Consider the following 15451-nt stretch of genomic DNA (forward strand, 5'->3'; position numbering starts at 1 on the left):
TATAGTTTGGTACCTTTAAAGATATAACATTTTTCCAATTGGCCTGCTGATTTCAAATTTTAAGGAGACTGTAACATTATTCTTGAATCAATTCAAAACAGTTTCTTAATGGCTTTGCCAATTACATAAAACATCTGATAGAGAAATATAAAATCCAAGATCATATCCAATTTTTAGGCTTATTAGATGAAACAAAAATGGCAACTCAATATGCTAAAGCACATGTATTCATTTGTCCATCAGCCATTGAAAACAGCCCAAATTCGGTAGGAGAAGCACAACTAGTAGGAACTCCATGTATAGCCTCTTATGTAGGAGGTACAATGGATATGATTACAGATGGCTATACAGGATTCCTCTATAGATTCGAAGAAACAGCCATGCTGGCAAAAAAAGTATGCAACCTTTTCAACAATGAAAAACTATGTAAACAAATATCTAAACAAGAAAAATCCGTTGCCCAAATCAGACATGACCAAAAGACCAATGACAAACGTTTGAATGAAATATACCTATCCATATTGCATCATGATAATAAACTTGATATATAAATCCTTACGGAGAATCTATAATTATATCTGCCAAATAACTGATCATTTAATCTGTTGGTGGCTGTTCAAGGGAAATAATGCTCACGTAAAAAGTTTCCGCACTATAGGTACCCCATATGTAATGGTAGCAATGGAAGGAAAACTGCTCATCGGAAATAATTTCTCCATGAACAATGGTATTAAAGGAAATCCCATCGGTTGTTACAGCAAATGTACATTTTTCGTAGACAGAAATGCTACACTTATTATTGGAAACAATGTGGGTATTTCACAAACAGCATTAATTTGCCATAAAAGCATTACTATTGGGAATTTCGTAAAGATCGGAGGAGGAGTAAAAATCTATGATACTGATTTTCATTCTTTAAATTCTAAGATTCGGAAAAGTAAAGACGATTTAAATAATAGGATTGAAAAATCTGTAATCATTCATGACAATGTATTTATAGGTGCCTATTCTATCATTCTAAAAGGAGTAGTAATAGGCGAAAATTCTATCATTGGTGCAGGATCTGTTGTGACAAAATCAATCCCCGCAAACCAAATTTGGGCAGGAAATCCGGCAAAATTCATTAGAAATATTTAAATATTATGCAAACCATTGCAATTCTACTTACCGTCTACAACCGCAAAAAAGAAACGCTAAGCTGTTTGGACTATTTATATAAGCAACAGTCTCTAACTGATTACAGTATCGATATTTATTTAACCAACGACGGATGTACTGATGGTACTCCAGAAGCCATTAAAAAGCAATATCCAAAGGTAATTATCATAAAAGGAGACGGCAATCTGTTTTGGAACAGAGGAATGTACACGGCTTGGAAGAAAGCAGCAGAAACCAAAGACTACGACTTCTATCTTTGGCTAAATGATGATACTTTTACATATCCCAACATGTTAGCAAGTCTACTAAAATCTTCCAAAAGCAAAAACGATAAAGCCATCATAGTAGGAGCTACACAATCAGTTAATCACAATAAAATCACATACGGAGGACGGTTGGATAACGGGAAAATTCCGATACCCAACGGAACATTGACCGAAGTCACTCATTTCAACGGAAACATTGTTTTAATTCCTCAATATGTATATCATATTTTAGGTAATCTAGACTATTACTTTACCCATAGTAAAGGAGACTTTGATTATGGACTGAGAGCCCAAAAGAAAGGAATCAAAATGTTTCAAGTTGGAGAAGTTCTTGGAGAATGTGATTTACATGAAACACTCGATAAATGGTGCGACCCTGATATTCCTTTCAAACAAAGATGGAAAGCTTTACATCGCCCTAATGGTATGCCACCCAAAGAAACTTTCCATTTAGAAAAAAGACATTATGGATTAATAACCGCCTTATTTCATTATTGCACCATTTATTTGAGATGTATATTCCCACAAATATGGATAAAATGATATTATCCTAAACTTTTAGTTTTATTACGATAATATGAATAAGCCTAAAGCGTTAGTTTTTTACCAATATCTTCCCCCATGGAGAATTGATGTATTTAATGAAATGGGGAAATATTACGATATGACAATAGCCTTCACTAATGCCGAATGTGAAGGATTTACCTATAATAGAAAAGAGTTATTAGGAAAGCTGAAAAACATAAAAACAATTTTCCTCAATAAAGGACTTAAGATTGGAAATCGCCCACTTAGATGGGGGATTTTCAAACTAATTAAGTCCGAAAAGCCCGATGTCGTTTTTTCTCATGAATATTCACCTACTAGTATTTTAGTTGCATTATATAAACAATTAGGAATCTTCCACTATAAATATTATCTGACAACTTCTGATAATACGCAAATGGCAGAATCATCATCTGGTCTGAAAGCTAAGGCTAGAAGTTATGTTTTAAATCATAGTGATGGACTTATCGTATATAGTGATGCTGTAAAACAATGGTATAAAAAACATTTCAAACAGTTAAAAATCGAAATTTGCCCCAATATACAAGATCCGGATTCATTATTATCATACAGAAAAGACTTCTCTAAAATACACGAGAGGTATAAAAGACAATTCAAACTAGAAGGTAAGAATATCATTCTGTTTATGGGGAGATTAGTTGAAGTGAAAGGGCTTGACCTATTATTAAATGCCTTTGCGAAGTCACAAATAAATGATTACGTCTTGGTGATAGTAGGGGAAGGCAGATTAAAAGAAAAACTGATAGAACAATCCCAGCAACTAAACATCCATAATAAAGTTATATTTGCCGGGTTCTATTCAGGAGTTGATCTATATGCATGGTATGACTTAGCAAACTTTTTCATCCTTCCAAGCAGGTATGAACCGTTTGGAGCTGTAGTAAATGAAGCTTTAGTTTATGGTTGCCCAGTAATTGCCAGTAAATATATTGGAGCTGTTGATTTTATTACACAAAACAACGGAAAGCTATTCGACCCACTGAATGAAAAAGAATTTATAACAACATTACAATCCATATGTAAAAAATACAAGACAATTCCTATGAGTAAAATCAACTTAATGCCTTGTACATTTAATGAGTACGTCTCAGCCTTCTACAAAATAAATCAGCAATGAAAATTGACTATCACAACATGCCGCAAGGCTCCAGCAAAACAAAATTTGCCTTACGATATATCATGAACATAATACGGACGTGGTATTTGTTCCACATAAAATACCCTTGGGTGAAATACAATGGTTTTATACGCGTGATGCCGCATACAACTTTTGCAAAGGGCATGAAAATTAAGATTGGACATAATGTGCAATTCGGACCTTATTGCAACATTGCTACAGATGTCACATTTGGGAACAATATTCTTATGGCAGGAAGAGTCTGCTTCGTAGGAAAAAATGACCATCAATTTCAAGTTCCAAGACTATTAATATGGAATAGCCAAAGAGGAAATAACGGAATAACAATCATTGAAGATGACGTTTGGATTGGTCATAACTCAACCATTGTAGGTGGGCTTACTATAGGCAAAGGCTCCATCATTGCCGCCGGTGCCGTAGTCACCCAAAACATCCCTCCCTGTGAAATTTGGGGTGGTGTACCAGCGAAAAAAATAAAAAATAGGTTTAAATCAGCGGAAGATACACACGAGCATTTGAATTTCTTAAATACTTTATAATATGAACTATAAACTAAGTATTATATTACCTTGCTATAATATAGGGAAATATATAGACAAATGTATTACGTCTATCCTTTTACAGGAATCCATTAACAAAAAAACGACACAAAGCATTATTAATCAATCATTTGAAATAATAATTATTGATGATGGAAGTACTGATAATTTACCCCAACTATGCCGCAAGTGGACACAAAACGAAAATATTACATTCATCCATTATGAAAATTCCGGTGTCTCAACAGCTAGGAACAGAGGTATTTATCACGCAAAAGGAGAATACATTTGGTTCATCGATCCAGATGATTATATTACGCCAAATGCTTTAAGTATAATATTTAAACAACTAGAAGACAATCCTGATTTACTGTTGTTCAACTTTAATATCTTGTTTGAGAAGAACAATTCAACAACTACTATAAAGAATTTTCTGACAAACAGTTCAGAAGTTAAAATTATAAACGACAAACAATTAATTAGAGATTACATTCCTTATATAATCGGTTACTCACAAGACAATATAAACCGAATGTATAAAGGGATGAAAATACAAACAAAAGATGGATTCATGCATGGTGCAGTATGGCATTACATATTCAAACGGGAAATTATCAATAAAGAGAACATTTGGTTTTCGAGGGTGTGTCAAAATGATGCATCCTCTTTTCGTTATATAATCATCGGTTTCTCATTTTTCATAGAGTATGATTTCTATATTTCCGTATTATCCCTATCTCCATGCTTTCAAGTAGTATAATCGGCTGTAGATGGCTTATGCCACTCTTATATTTTGATAATTTTTGTCTGTCATCTTCTGATTTTTGATTTTAGCACACATTTTCTTTATATTAAAAGCAATGGCAAAGAAGGCAAAGTCCATTGTGACCTTGTCTTTTCCAAAATGCCTGAACCTTTTGTATCCCATGTCGTATTTTATTTGTCCAAAGACAGCTTCAGGTTCTATGCATCTTTGCCTTCTATGTTTTATGCCTTTCTCTGAGGTAAGTCTTTCACGCGCTTTTTGTTTATATTCTTTCAGCCTGTGATTGACTTCTATGGTACGTCTTTGTGATTTTGATCTGAAACACATACATCTGAGAGGACATCCCTCACATCTTGCAACACTATAGGCGATACTTTCTGTAACATATCCACTTTCAGTTCTAGAATGCCGTACACCTGTCCGCTCCATGTGTTGCCCCATGGGACAAACATAATAGTCTTTCTCCTTGTTATAATACAGGTTTTCCTGTTTGAAAGGATTTGTCACATATTTGTCTGCTCTCTGCTCCTTATGAAAGAAATTGTACTTGACATATGCCTCTATTCCGTTTTCGTCCATAAAGCGATAGTTCTCTTCCGAACCATAACCGGAATCGGTAACATCTTCTAATGGGAAACGGTTGTAACGTTCATGAAACGAATTTTCGAACGGGATCAATGTAAGAGTGTCTGTAGGATTTGGGAAGAGTCCAAAATCGAGCATAAACTGGTTTTCGGTTCCGATTTGTAGGTTATATCCCGGTTTTAATTGCCCGTTCCCCATAGGGTCTTCCTTCATATGCATAAATGTAGCATCAGGATCTGTTTTGGAATAAGAATTCCGTTTGCCTAGTATTTTCATGTGCATGTTATATTCGGCAAGTTTGTCACGTTGTGACTCCAATTGTCTGATTTGCCTTGCCTTTTGTTTATTTGCTTTCTTCTCTTCCTTATCCGATGTGGTTTGGGCATTCTCAAGAGAGGCTTTTAACTCTGATATCATATCCGTCAGCATGGAAGGGGTAAACTCGGTAGCAGTATTTTCAATGCAGGCATTATCCTGTGCCACGACATCATCAATTTGTTGTAGAAGAATACGTATCTTCTCAAGAAGCCTGGTGCGGTTACGTTCTACGTTCTTACGCCATACAAATGTGTATCTGTTGGCTTTTGATTCAATCTTTGTGCCGTCAATATATTCAACATCAAGACTTATGAATCCTTTGGATGCAAGGATGAGGACTATTTGTGTGAATATTCCGTTTATCTCATCCTTGACACGGTTACGGAAACGGTTTATAGTCCGGTAATCCGGCTTCTCATAACCGGCAAGCCAAATGAAATGAATGTCACGCAGCAGGGATTTTTCTATCTTACGACAGGAATAGATATTGTTCATATAGGCATACAAAACAGCTTTAAGCATCATTCGTGGGTGATAGGGAGAACGGCCCAGCTCTTTGTATAACTTGTGAAAGGAACTGAGGTCAAGGTTATCTACCATAGCATTCAGGATGCGTACAGGATCGTCTGATGGAATATTTTCATCTATCCGCTGAGGAAAAAGGACGATTTGGTTGGGATTGTAAGAACGAAAATGTATCTTTGCCATATTAGTTTTGATTATGCTTAAAGATACAAAATCTTTAGGACATAACAAAGCCTCGGCTTGGGAAAGTCGAGGCTTTGTCATAAAAAAAAGAGGGCATGCATTTTGACACATCCTCCACAATGTTTACTCTACAATATTTATGCTATGTAAACAGAATGAAAGCACTCCCCTACAGTTTATACAACTATATGTTCAGATCATCAGGCTCCATGCATGGTATATTAGCAAATGCTGAAAACTTATTCCAATCTAAAATACATCTTGCTGAAGAAAGGGAGAGAATTAACTCTTTGTACAAAACAAAGCACCAAGTCGATTTGAGACGTTACTATGCAGGTTCATTATTACTTTCTGCTTTAGAACTAGGAATCAAGTTATCCAAACAATGGCGCAACATAAAATTATTCAAACAATACTCTAATAACCAAATTGTCAGAAAAGCAATTAATTCAATCACTACACAGCATGCCCCTTTAAAGTTTAAAATACCTATCATATTATTAAAGAAAAAACAATACAATATACTCTACGCTATATTTTTCTTATTAAATAAGATTGGTTATCAAACCAAAATTCATTAATGGCTATGCTATCCATCCTTATCAACGCATACGCCTGCTCCCCCAATATGGGAAGCGAGCCCGGAATGGCGTGGAACTGGTGCGTGAACCTTGCCAATCATTGTGAACTGCACATCATCACCGAAGGTGAGTTCCGTGACAAAATAGAAGCAGTACTCCCTGCCCTGCCCCAAGGTAAGAACATGCACTTCTACTATAATCCTGTATCGGAAGAAATCAGAAAAATGTGCTGGAATCAGGGGGACTGGCGGTTCTATAAGTATTATCGGGAATGGCAATGGAAAACGTATGAGATGGCAAAAGACATCTGCCAACATACGCACATCGACATACTACACCAACTGAACATGATCGGTTTCCGTGAGCCGGGATACTTGTGGAAAATTCCAAAAATTCCTTTTGTCTGGGGACCCATCGGAGGACTAAAGCAATTTCCGGAAGCATATCTGAAAGACGCAGGTTTGAAAATGAAACTGTTTAATAAGCTGAAGAACAGAATCAATATCTATCAGATAAAACATGACAAAAGAGTGACAGAAGCCCTGCACCATGCCTCTTTACTTATCAGCTCCATTCCCGATTCATATAAATCCATAAAGAAATACCAACATCTGGAATCTGTCATTATCCCCGAAACAGGATGTTTCCCTTCGGAAGACCTATCTGCCGAACGTTTCGACTCAAAAGAATTTCATGCAATGTGGGTGGGAAAATTTGATTTCAGAAAACAATTGCCATTAGCTTTACGGGCAATCGCTGAAACGAAGAACCATAATATCATATTGGATGTTTATGGTACGGGAAATGAAGAACAAATATTCTCAGCCAAACAGCTTGCTGCAGAACTTGGTATTGAAAAACAAATCGTATGGCATGGAAATCAGCCCAACCGCATAGTAATGGATGCGATGAGAAAGACCCAAGTCTTCTTCTTCACCAGCATAAGCGAAGATACGTCTACTGTGGTATTGGAAGCCATCAGTAACCGTCTGCCTGTACTCTGTTTCAATGCCTGTGGCATGGCAGCCGTCATTGACAAAAAAGTCGGACAAACGGTTGAACTTTCCAATCCGCAGCAATCCATCTATGATTTTGCAACAACCTTGAACTGCTTTGAAAAGGACAGGAATTTATTGAAAGAATGCTCACAAAACTGCAAAGCCAGACAACAGGAACTCTCATGGGAAAACAAAGCCAAACAAATGGTGGAACTTTATCAAAAAACAATAGAACAATATGACCAAAAAAAATAATTCAAAAATAACAACTATACTAATCTATTTATCCTTCATTCTTGTCGTATTTAGCTTTATAGCTCCTGTCATATTCACCCGTGATAGCATTTTCCCTGAAATAGATTTTACAAATAAAGGAGAAATTGGTGATACGATAGGCGGTATCATGAACCCATTTATAGCTATAGCAGGAGTCATAACTACCTTTCTTGCTTTTTTAATGCAAGTAAGAGCCAACAGAATTCAAAGAGAACAATTTTTGGTTTCACTACAAAATGAAAACAGGAAAGAAGAAATGGATAGTTTTTATAACCTGCAAATCTTAAAACTTGATTTAGATAATATCATCAATAATATTACCTCAAACATCAATAGCCTGGATGAATTCATTCAAGAGACAAGACAGAATCCTTATGCAATGTGTAGGCTGAACAGGACTTCACTTAAACATTATGACAGAATAAGGCAAATCCCTAGAAAGATGGTATTCAGAGGTTTTCAACTTTACATAAGTCCCATTAATAAAGAATGGACAAAAAAGTTTAATCAATTATACAACGCAATAGATTTTGCTTCAGATGGTTTTGAGAATATTTATGCTATTGAGAAACATCATCAAGATGAATGTTTCAGCATAAAAATTCAAATAAAAGAAGAACTTATTGAAGTTGAAAGAAAAGGTGAAATAATCCTTAGTTCTATGGATAACTTTCCAAACAAAGACTTTAAGCATAATGTCAGTCTGCTACTTACAGAATATGAGGAAGAGCTTAAAAACAGTAATGACGAAAGAAAAGAAGGCAACTTCTTACGCATCAAAGAAATACTCACCAAATTTATATGGAGCGTACAATATAACACAGGAGTCAAAAATTGTTATGATACTGAATATAAATACATTGAAAAAGTCACAAACATCATCAAAAAATTGAATGATATAGAACAAGGTACCAGTCAACTCATCCCGAATCTTGAACTATTTAAAAATAACATGTATGACAAAACAGATTCCTGTGTAAACAAAATTAAAGAAATAAATAACCTGATAGACCAAGCTATACAAAAAACAAATAAACACTCTCTATAACAAAAGTCCCAAAAGTTCCAAAAACTCAGACACTCAAATTTTGATTTATAATAAAAGATGCCTATCTTTGCTTTAGAATTCATACTTTATCATGCACATGAAAAAGCTTAAAATACATATAGAAGAACTGGGACCTATTAGGAATGCAGATATCGAACTGGCACCAATAATGATTTTTACAGGAGCATCCAATTTGGGAAAGAGTTATACGAATTTCCTTGCTTACTACGTATTTTATTTATTTTCAAGCAATCGGCTGTTAGAGTTTTTCCAGACAAAAGTAACCGAAAGAATGGAAAACGGAAAATCATTTTCTTTTTCTTTCAACTGTAAAGAATTAACAACATGGATGGAAACAGACGCGAGAAATTTCTTCATCTACCTGCTGAACTATCCGAATGTTCCCTGCAAAGTGAATTTTTATTTTGAGGGAAACCCCACTTTTAATATACAAATAAAGGAAGCTCAAAACCCAAGGATTAGTTTCGGAGAAGGCTCGGAACTCCAACTTACCTCCGTAACAATCAATGGAACTACAAAGAATATATTTTCTAACAGAAATGATATTTTAAAAGACCTTACCCCTTTTATTGCTACGCAAGTAGAAATGATATTATTAGACACGCAAATACGGCACGCTTATTTGCTTCCTCCAGGAAGGGCTTCACTTTTGAACGAAAGTTTTTCTATCAAGAAAGAGGTGAGCAACACAGGTATGTATGATATCTTCTTGAATGATTTCGACTTTATTAACAATTGGCGGATGAGAGAAAATCCGGCAAGAAAAAATAACCGATTGGATAACACTATCAACCAAATATCCAAACGGATTATAGACGGCAAATTAGAAAGTAATAAGGATGGCATTACACTAAAAATCAACGGACAAGAGGATCAAACCGTACCCATCAGTGCCGCAGCCTCATCTATAAAAGAACTCAGTCCTTTATTGCTATGGGCTGAAACAGGCTATATAGAAAATGATTCGCTTTGCATTGAAGAACCGGAAGCACACGCCCACCCTGAAATGCAATATAAAATAGCCGACTTACTGGCTGCATGTGCCATGAAAGGGACATTTATGCAGATTACCACACACAGCGATTATCTATTGGCAAGGCTGAACCAATTAATCAGATTGCATACCCTAAAAACGCAAGATTCCTCCAATTTTGAAAAATTATGCAACGATAACAACATAAATAGAGAATTGACATTGGATAAAGACCTTATTAATGCATATTATTTTCAAAAAGACGAGACATCACATCAAATTATCATCCGCAAGCTGAATACAGATAAAGGCATTCCTTTTGAAACTTTCGCAAATGCCGTACAAGAACAAATAGACTGGAATCAAATTTTTGACGAGCAAGACGATGAAAATTTATGATGATTTGACAAAAATATTCAGCGATAATTGGTTTCACAGGAAATACCATGGAGGTATTTTTGAAATTGAGGAAGAAGGGAAACAAGCTACTGTAAAAAAAGTAGAATTGGAATATCACGGACAACTGATGAGTATCGACAACGCCATTCTTACTAAAACAGACTTCTTATTCCCGACTGATGAAAATACAATATCGGGAATGCCCAAATTGCAACATGGTTGCGACAGGGTATTAATAATAGAACAAAAAGAGCAAAAGTATATTGTTTTCATCGAATTGAAATCGGATTATACGAAAGAAAATATCCGAAAAGCAGAGAGGCAGCTTTGTGCAAGTTACTTACGTGTTATGGTACTATTAAATTGCTTGAATGACTTTGATTTGCATCAATATAAAAAATGTGGCATTATCATATCTCACCCAATAGACAAGGAAACTATCACACGTATTCAAAAAACAAACAATGTAAATAAAAAATTAACGAGATATGAAAAGCAATGCCTGGTTTTTGCAAGTAGCAAACCGAAAAATTTTCCAATAAGCAAAACCTATTCGTTATTAGGGAAACTCCCCATTAAAGACTGTTTATGTTTTGATGCTCTACCGACTTTTCACTTTAATATAAACCAAGAAGCTTCTTCCGGGCGTTTCAACCTAAATGAAGTTCTTGACAAACTATAAATGTAATATACATAGCAGCTATCAAATAAAAAGCTGACTTTCTGCACATACCCACAAAAAACCATTCATTTTACATTATACTCACGAGGCTAAAACCTAACACATCCTCTGAAACGTTGTCTCTTGTTCATACATGAAACAAGGGGCAATTTTTTGTGTCTTTCCGAGACACTCTTTCACTATATCTTATTCTAAAAAAACATGCTGATATTGAAATCTTTGTCCATCGTGGAAAGCATGGACGCACTGAAAGCATTGCCGGAAGGCAAACTGCTGATTAATACCATTAATGCGCATTCGTATAACACGGCACAAAAAGACAAATTGTTTGCCGAAGCACTGGTAAATGGAGACGCTTTGATTCCAGACGGCGCCAGTATTGTAAAAGCCTGCAAATGGCTGAATGCACAATCGAAACCGAAAGAGCGGATTGCCGGTTGGGATTTATTCGTCATGGAAATGGAAAAACTGAATGCACGGGGAGGAACTTGTTTCTTTATGGGCAGCAGCGAAAAAGTATTGGAATTGATAAAGAAACGTGCCGCCCTGGAATATCCTCGGATAAGGATAGAAACGTATTCGCCTCCCTATAAGCCTGAATTTTCTCCCGAAGAAAACAAAGCTATCATTGATGCCATCAACCGGGCTAATCCAGACTTACTATGGATTGGAATGACGGCTCCCAAACAGGAGAAATGGACTTATTTGCACTGGAATGAACTAAACATCCATTGCCATACCGGCACTATCGGTGCTGTATTCGACTTTTTTGCAGGAACAGTAAAAAGAGCACCGCTCGAATGGCAAAAGCACAGTTTGGAGTGGCTTTACCGACTGCTGAAAGAACCAAAACGGATGTGGAAACGTTATATCATCGGAAATAGCTTGTTTTTGCTAAACGTAATGAAAGAGAGAAAAAAGGAAAAATAAAATTCAAAACATTTTCCTTGCTCTTTTTGAAGAAAATAATACAAAATGTATTATCTTTGCGATGTTTTGTTGTATTTATGGAAAAGAAACAGTCCACAAAGACAACAGGCAAAGAGAACAATGACATCTGGACAAGGAATACCGAGAGTTTCGGACCTGTGTATGGATGTTAGTTATAAAATAAGGTAACGAACGCTATACATGGGAAAAAAAACATTGAAAGGACTGATAGGCACGCTACTGCTGGTAATGGGAAGCCTGACGGCTCACGCACAATATAGTTTGGGTACTGTGGGAGGGCTGAATATTCCTACTGCTGAGATGAATGAAACGGGTACCCTTATGGTGGGAGGCAACTTCCTGCCCGACCGGATGAATCCGTTCGGCTATAATACGGGTAACTATTTTGCAAACTTTACGTTGTTTTCTTTTGTGGAACTAACTTACAGGGAAACGCTATTGAAAACAAGGTATATGACACGGAAACCGAAATTCAACCAGCAAGACCGTTCTTACTCAATACGTGTAAGACTGCTGAAAGAAAAAAAATATATGCCTGCTATTGTAATCGGGACAAATGATCCGTTTAAAGACTTAGGCAAAAACTATTTTCAATGCATCTATGGTGTGGTAACGAAACATATAGACCTAAAAGGGCATGAATTAGGAGCTACCCTCGGATATATGGGTTGGACGGGTGACCGGAATGTGTTGAGGAACGGAATCTTCGGAGGAATTTCTTACCGACCGGCTTTCTGCAAACCGCTATGCGTAATTGCTGAATATGATACCTGTAATTTCAATATTGGACTGACTGCTAAGTTATGGAATCATGTTTCGCTTTGTGCATATACTTCGGAGTTTGACTGTATTGCAGGAGGAGTGCGGTTTGAATGTACATTAATTCATTAAGCGGAGGAACTATGGCAAGGTATACAGCTAAACGAATCATACTATTAGGGCTATGCTGGATGTATGCACTCCTATTACATGCCCAATTGGCTGAACGGTTCTCGCGCTTAGGAATGGAAAATATCCGGACTGTATCGAATGCGGAAAAACAAATCATCGCATACGAAGACAGGGTATATAGAAACTCGTATGAAGGGGTAAAAAAAGCAATTGAAACTGCTTTAGACGGAAACGAAACAAAAACCATTTGTTTGATAATTCTGGACGAGAACGGCATACCGCAATTAAAAATTGAAATTCCTGCTGAGTTGAGCAGACGTTTCCATAGAAAAGAATGCACTCTTTATGATGTTTATGCTGAAATGAAAATGGGAACCCAAGCTGACGAAGAACTGGAATTGTTGAAAGGGAAAGAAACCATACAACGCAGCAATTGGCGACCGGACTTGACAGTTTATCCTCAATTGTTTTTGGAAAATTCAAGTTTCAACAAGCTTTACCGATATTATATCTCTTTGGCTCCAGCTTTAGAGATGCCTTTATGGAAAGGGGCAGAACTGACCGCACAAGTCATTTTCCCAATTGTCGGCAACCAAAAAGGAGAACTGAAACAGATAAGACCGGGAATTGTGGCTATCAGTCAAGGGTTCTATCTAGGACGCAACGTATATCTGAAAGCAACGGGCGGGCAATTTACCAATCATCGGCTAGGCGGACAGGTCTCAGGATATTGGAGAAACAAAAACGGACGATGGGAAGCCGGTGCCAAGCTCGGGTTGACTATTTATTCGATTTTCGACAATGCCGGTTGGACCGTAAACCGTAGTAAGCCAAAAGTCAACGCTTCGATTTACGGAAGAACTTATTTGCCGCAATGGAATACGGAAATAACAGTGGAAGCTGCCCGATTTGTTTATGGCGATTATGGCATACAAGGTGAACTGGTAAGGCATTTCGGCGAATATACCGTGGGGCTTTACGGGGTATATACCGGAGGAGACGCCAATGCGGGATTTTCATTCGCAGTCCCGCTTCCTGGAAAAAAATACAAGCGGTGGAAAGGTATGCGACTTAAACCTGCAGATTATTTCAACTATAGATACAAAATGACTGTATGGGGCGAATACGTAGACCGAAAATTGGGACATACTTACAACACTGTTCCTGGAGAAAACCGAAGCAAAGGGTTTTACCAACCTGACTACATACGGTATTTCTTAATGAAGACTACAAAAACTAGATAATGAAAAATGAGAAGTGTTTTTTAAACAAAAAAAGAAAATGAAAACAAGTAAAATCTTAACATGGGCATTGTTGCTTTCGGCAACAACGCTGGGCATGAGTTCTTGCTCAGATGATGACGAAGAAAGAACTCCGGAAATTGTAACAGACCCGATTGCTGAAAATGTAACATATTACATCGTAGGCCGTACTATGGAAGGAACAACTCCACTAAGTGGCGTTACCGTCTCTGTGGATGGACAAGAACCTGTAGAAACAGACAATTCAGGATTGTTCCGGATATCAGTAAGCGGCAAGCAAACGTACACAGTAAAAGCAACCAAGGACAATTACTTGGGTATGACCGCTACTGTAAGTATTCCTAACAATGCAGAAAACCGTTCGAGCGTTACGGCAAACTTCGTTCTGACCCCCAAAGCGGCAGCAGCAACATTACCAGCCAATAATGAAGAAGCCGTAATCGATGAAACAGGAGAAGTAGAAGCCATCGCCGACATCGAAGAAGCCGGTATCCAAGTGCCAGCCAACAAAGTAGATACTAATACGGACGTAACCGTAACTCCGTATGTGGCATCGAATAGCGCAACCACTTCGATTATGAATATGTATATCGAAACTAGTAACGAAGTACAAGCTAACGCTATTAAATTAGCTGTGAGAAATGCATCGTCCCAATATAACTTCACAAATGTAGAAGTATATAAGGAATCAGACATGTCTCGTGCGGAATCACGATTAGGCGAAGCTGACTACGATGCAGAAACCCGGACTTACCAATATAACCTGCAAGAAGGGACACTTGAAGGCGACTATTCTTTCCGGGTAAATGCAGCGCGCCAGGAAGGCGGTGAACAAGACGAACCGATCGAAGGTGCTGAAAATACTGTAGACAACAGTGGCAACTTCAATGCGATGAACAACATCACTATCAGTTATTCGGCTCCTATGGGTTGGGAATATGTTACTGCACCGGAAAGTACAGTGGTAGGAAATGACCCGATCAGCGAGCAAATCAATAATGCGATTGTTGCCAGTGAAGGACCTCAAGGAGTATACAACGTAAATTTCTCAGAACAAACCAATATCAGCGGAAACCACATTTTATATTGGAATGTGGAAAGCACTTATAAAACAATTAATTATACATTTAATCTGAATAACGGACAAACGGTAACCGTAACTGTTAAGAAATATACAGGCACTAAATTTGACTATCGAATTGAAGATGCCAACGGACATTCTGGAGGAGGCAGTCAAGTCGGCTAACCATAACCAATGTAACCTTAAAGCCAGGTTATTATCATTTTAAGCAAAAAGAAAAGGTTGTCTCAAGATAAAACTCTG

At 37.1% G+C, this 15451-nt stretch carries 16 protein-coding genes; 15 read left to right on the forward strand and 1 reads right to left on the reverse strand.

Annotation, left to right across the window (positions count from 1 at the left end; translation table 11 throughout):
- Positions 1–125 precede the first annotated feature (125 nt).
- The 6 genes from B5F91_RS12245 (at position 126) to B5F91_RS12270 (ending at position 4428) form a co-directional block, all read left to right on the forward strand.
- Positions 126–551, forward strand: a complete 426-nt coding sequence (locus B5F91_RS12245; protein WP_343210842.1) for a glycosyltransferase — start codon at positions 126–128, stop codon at positions 549–551.
- A gap of 130 nt (positions 552–681) precedes the next feature.
- Complete coding sequence (locus B5F91_RS12250) at positions 682–1137, forward strand: acyltransferase (protein ID WP_239416428.1); 456 nt, start codon at positions 682–684, stop codon at positions 1135–1137.
- 5 nt (positions 1138–1142) lie between these two features.
- A complete protein-coding gene (locus tag B5F91_RS12255) occupies positions 1143–1967 on the forward strand; it encodes a glycosyltransferase family 2 protein (RefSeq protein ID WP_087429364.1) in 825 nt (274 codons plus the stop codon).
- 34 nt (positions 1968–2001) lie between these two features.
- A complete protein-coding gene (locus B5F91_RS12260; protein ID WP_087429365.1) occupies positions 2002–3108 on the forward strand; it encodes a glycosyltransferase in 1107 nt (368 codons plus the stop codon).
- Entirely contained in the window at positions 3105–3668 is a 564-nt protein-coding gene (locus B5F91_RS12265) for a DapH/DapD/GlmU-related protein (protein ID WP_239416429.1), read from the forward strand. The genes B5F91_RS12260 and B5F91_RS12265 overlap by 4 nt, the downstream gene beginning before the upstream one ends.
- Position 3669: 1 nt before the next feature.
- Positions 3670–4428 (forward strand): glycosyltransferase family 2 protein, encoded by a 759-nt coding sequence (locus B5F91_RS12270; RefSeq protein ID WP_087429366.1) that lies wholly within the window; start codon positions 3670–3672, stop codon positions 4426–4428.
- 15 nt (positions 4429–4443) lie between these two features.
- Here the strand turns inward: B5F91_RS12270 and B5F91_RS12275 are convergent, their stop codons facing one another.
- A complete protein-coding gene (locus B5F91_RS12275) occupies positions 4444–6045 on the reverse strand; it encodes an IS1182 family transposase (protein ID WP_087429367.1) in 1602 nt (533 codons plus the stop codon).
- 155 nt (positions 6046–6200) lie between these two features.
- Between B5F91_RS12275 and B5F91_RS15225 the strand changes: the two genes are divergently transcribed.
- The 9 genes from B5F91_RS15225 to B5F91_RS12320 all read left to right on the forward strand — a co-directional run bounded on the left by B5F91_RS15225 (position 6201) and on the right by B5F91_RS12320 (position 15373).
- Complete coding sequence (locus B5F91_RS15225) at positions 6201–6626, forward strand: hypothetical protein (protein ID WP_158099919.1); 426 nt, start codon at positions 6201–6203, stop codon at positions 6624–6626.
- A 5-nt stretch (positions 6627–6631) separates the two neighbouring features.
- Positions 6632–7879, forward strand: a complete 1248-nt coding sequence (locus tag B5F91_RS12285) for a glycosyltransferase (protein ID WP_087429396.1) — start codon at positions 6632–6634, stop codon at positions 7877–7879.
- Positions 7863–8948 (forward strand): hypothetical protein, encoded by a 1086-nt coding sequence (locus B5F91_RS12290; protein ID WP_087429369.1) that lies wholly within the window; start codon positions 7863–7865, stop codon positions 8946–8948. Before B5F91_RS12285 ends, B5F91_RS12290 begins: the two co-directional genes overlap by 17 nt.
- Positions 8949–9045: 97 nt before the next feature.
- On the forward strand, positions 9046–10341 hold the full coding sequence (locus B5F91_RS12295; protein ID WP_158099920.1) for an AAA family ATPase: 1296 nt from the start codon (positions 9046–9048) through the stop codon (positions 10339–10341).
- A complete protein-coding gene (locus B5F91_RS12300; RefSeq protein ID WP_087429371.1) occupies positions 10328–11023 on the forward strand; it encodes a hypothetical protein in 696 nt (231 codons plus the stop codon). The genes B5F91_RS12295 and B5F91_RS12300 overlap by 14 nt, the downstream gene beginning before the upstream one ends.
- A gap of 201 nt (positions 11024–11224) precedes the next feature.
- Positions 11225–11953 (forward strand): WecB/TagA/CpsF family glycosyltransferase, encoded by a 729-nt coding sequence (locus B5F91_RS12305; protein ID WP_087429372.1) that lies wholly within the window; start codon positions 11225–11227, stop codon positions 11951–11953.
- A gap of 249 nt (positions 11954–12202) precedes the next feature.
- On the forward strand, positions 12203–12865 hold the full coding sequence (locus B5F91_RS12310) for a YjbH domain-containing protein (protein WP_162611710.1): 663 nt from the start codon (positions 12203–12205) through the stop codon (positions 12863–12865).
- Between the two features lie 11 nt (positions 12866–12876).
- The gene (locus tag B5F91_RS12315; RefSeq protein WP_239416430.1) at positions 12877–14109 is read left to right on the forward strand and encodes a hypothetical protein; all 1233 of its coding nucleotides are present in this window, start codon (positions 12877–12879) and stop codon (positions 14107–14109) included.
- Positions 14110–14146: 37 nt separating this feature from the next.
- Entirely contained in the window at positions 14147–15373 is a 1227-nt protein-coding gene (locus B5F91_RS12320) for a hypothetical protein (protein WP_087429375.1), read from the forward strand.
- Positions 15374–15451: the final 78 nt, after the last annotated feature.

It is taken from the genome of Bacteroides sp. An322 (assembly GCF_002161765.1).
Lineage (GTDB): Bacteria > Bacteroidota > Bacteroidia > Bacteroidales > Bacteroidaceae > Phocaeicola > Phocaeicola merdavium.

Excerpts from the sequence above, each read along its gene's own strand:
- B5F91_RS12250 (WP_239416428.1), top strand. The coding sequence starts at position 682 with ATGGAAGGAAAACTGCTCATCGGAAATAATTTCTCCATGAACAATGGT.
- B5F91_RS12255 (WP_087429364.1), top strand. The coding sequence starts at position 1,143 with ATGCAAACCATTGCAATTCTACTTACCGTCTACAACCGCAAAAAAGAA.
- B5F91_RS12260 (WP_087429365.1), top strand. The coding sequence starts at position 2,002 with ATGAATAAGCCTAAAGCGTTAGTTTTTTACCAATATCTTCCCCCATGG.
- B5F91_RS12265 (WP_239416429.1), top strand. The coding sequence starts at position 3,105 with ATGAAAATTGACTATCACAACATGCCGCAAGGCTCCAGCAAAACAAAA.
- B5F91_RS12270 (WP_087429366.1), top strand. The coding sequence starts at position 3,670 with ATGAACTATAAACTAAGTATTATATTACCTTGCTATAATATAGGGAAA.
- B5F91_RS12275 (WP_087429367.1), bottom strand. The coding sequence starts at position 6,045 with ATGGCAAAGATACATTTTCGTTCTTACAATCCCAACCAAATCGTCCTT.
- B5F91_RS15225 (WP_158099919.1), top strand. The coding sequence starts at position 6,201 with ATGAAAGCACTCCCCTACAGTTTATACAACTATATGTTCAGATCATCA.
- B5F91_RS12285 (WP_087429396.1), top strand. The coding sequence starts at position 6,632 with ATGCTATCCATCCTTATCAACGCATACGCCTGCTCCCCCAATATGGGA.
- B5F91_RS12290 (WP_087429369.1), top strand. The coding sequence starts at position 7,863 with ATGACCAAAAAAAATAATTCAAAAATAACAACTATACTAATCTATTTA.
- B5F91_RS12295 (WP_158099920.1), top strand. The coding sequence starts at position 9,046 with ATGAAAAAGCTTAAAATACATATAGAAGAACTGGGACCTATTAGGAAT.
- B5F91_RS12300 (WP_087429371.1), top strand. The coding sequence starts at position 10,328 with ATGAAAATTTATGATGATTTGACAAAAATATTCAGCGATAATTGGTTT.
- B5F91_RS12305 (WP_087429372.1), top strand. The coding sequence starts at position 11,225 with ATGCTGATATTGAAATCTTTGTCCATCGTGGAAAGCATGGACGCACTG.
- B5F91_RS12310 (WP_162611710.1), top strand. The coding sequence starts at position 12,203 with ATGGGAAGCCTGACGGCTCACGCACAATATAGTTTGGGTACTGTGGGA.
- B5F91_RS12315 (WP_239416430.1), top strand. The coding sequence starts at position 12,877 with ATGGCAAGGTATACAGCTAAACGAATCATACTATTAGGGCTATGCTGG.
- B5F91_RS12320 (WP_087429375.1), top strand. The coding sequence starts at position 14,147 with ATGAAAACAAGTAAAATCTTAACATGGGCATTGTTGCTTTCGGCAACA.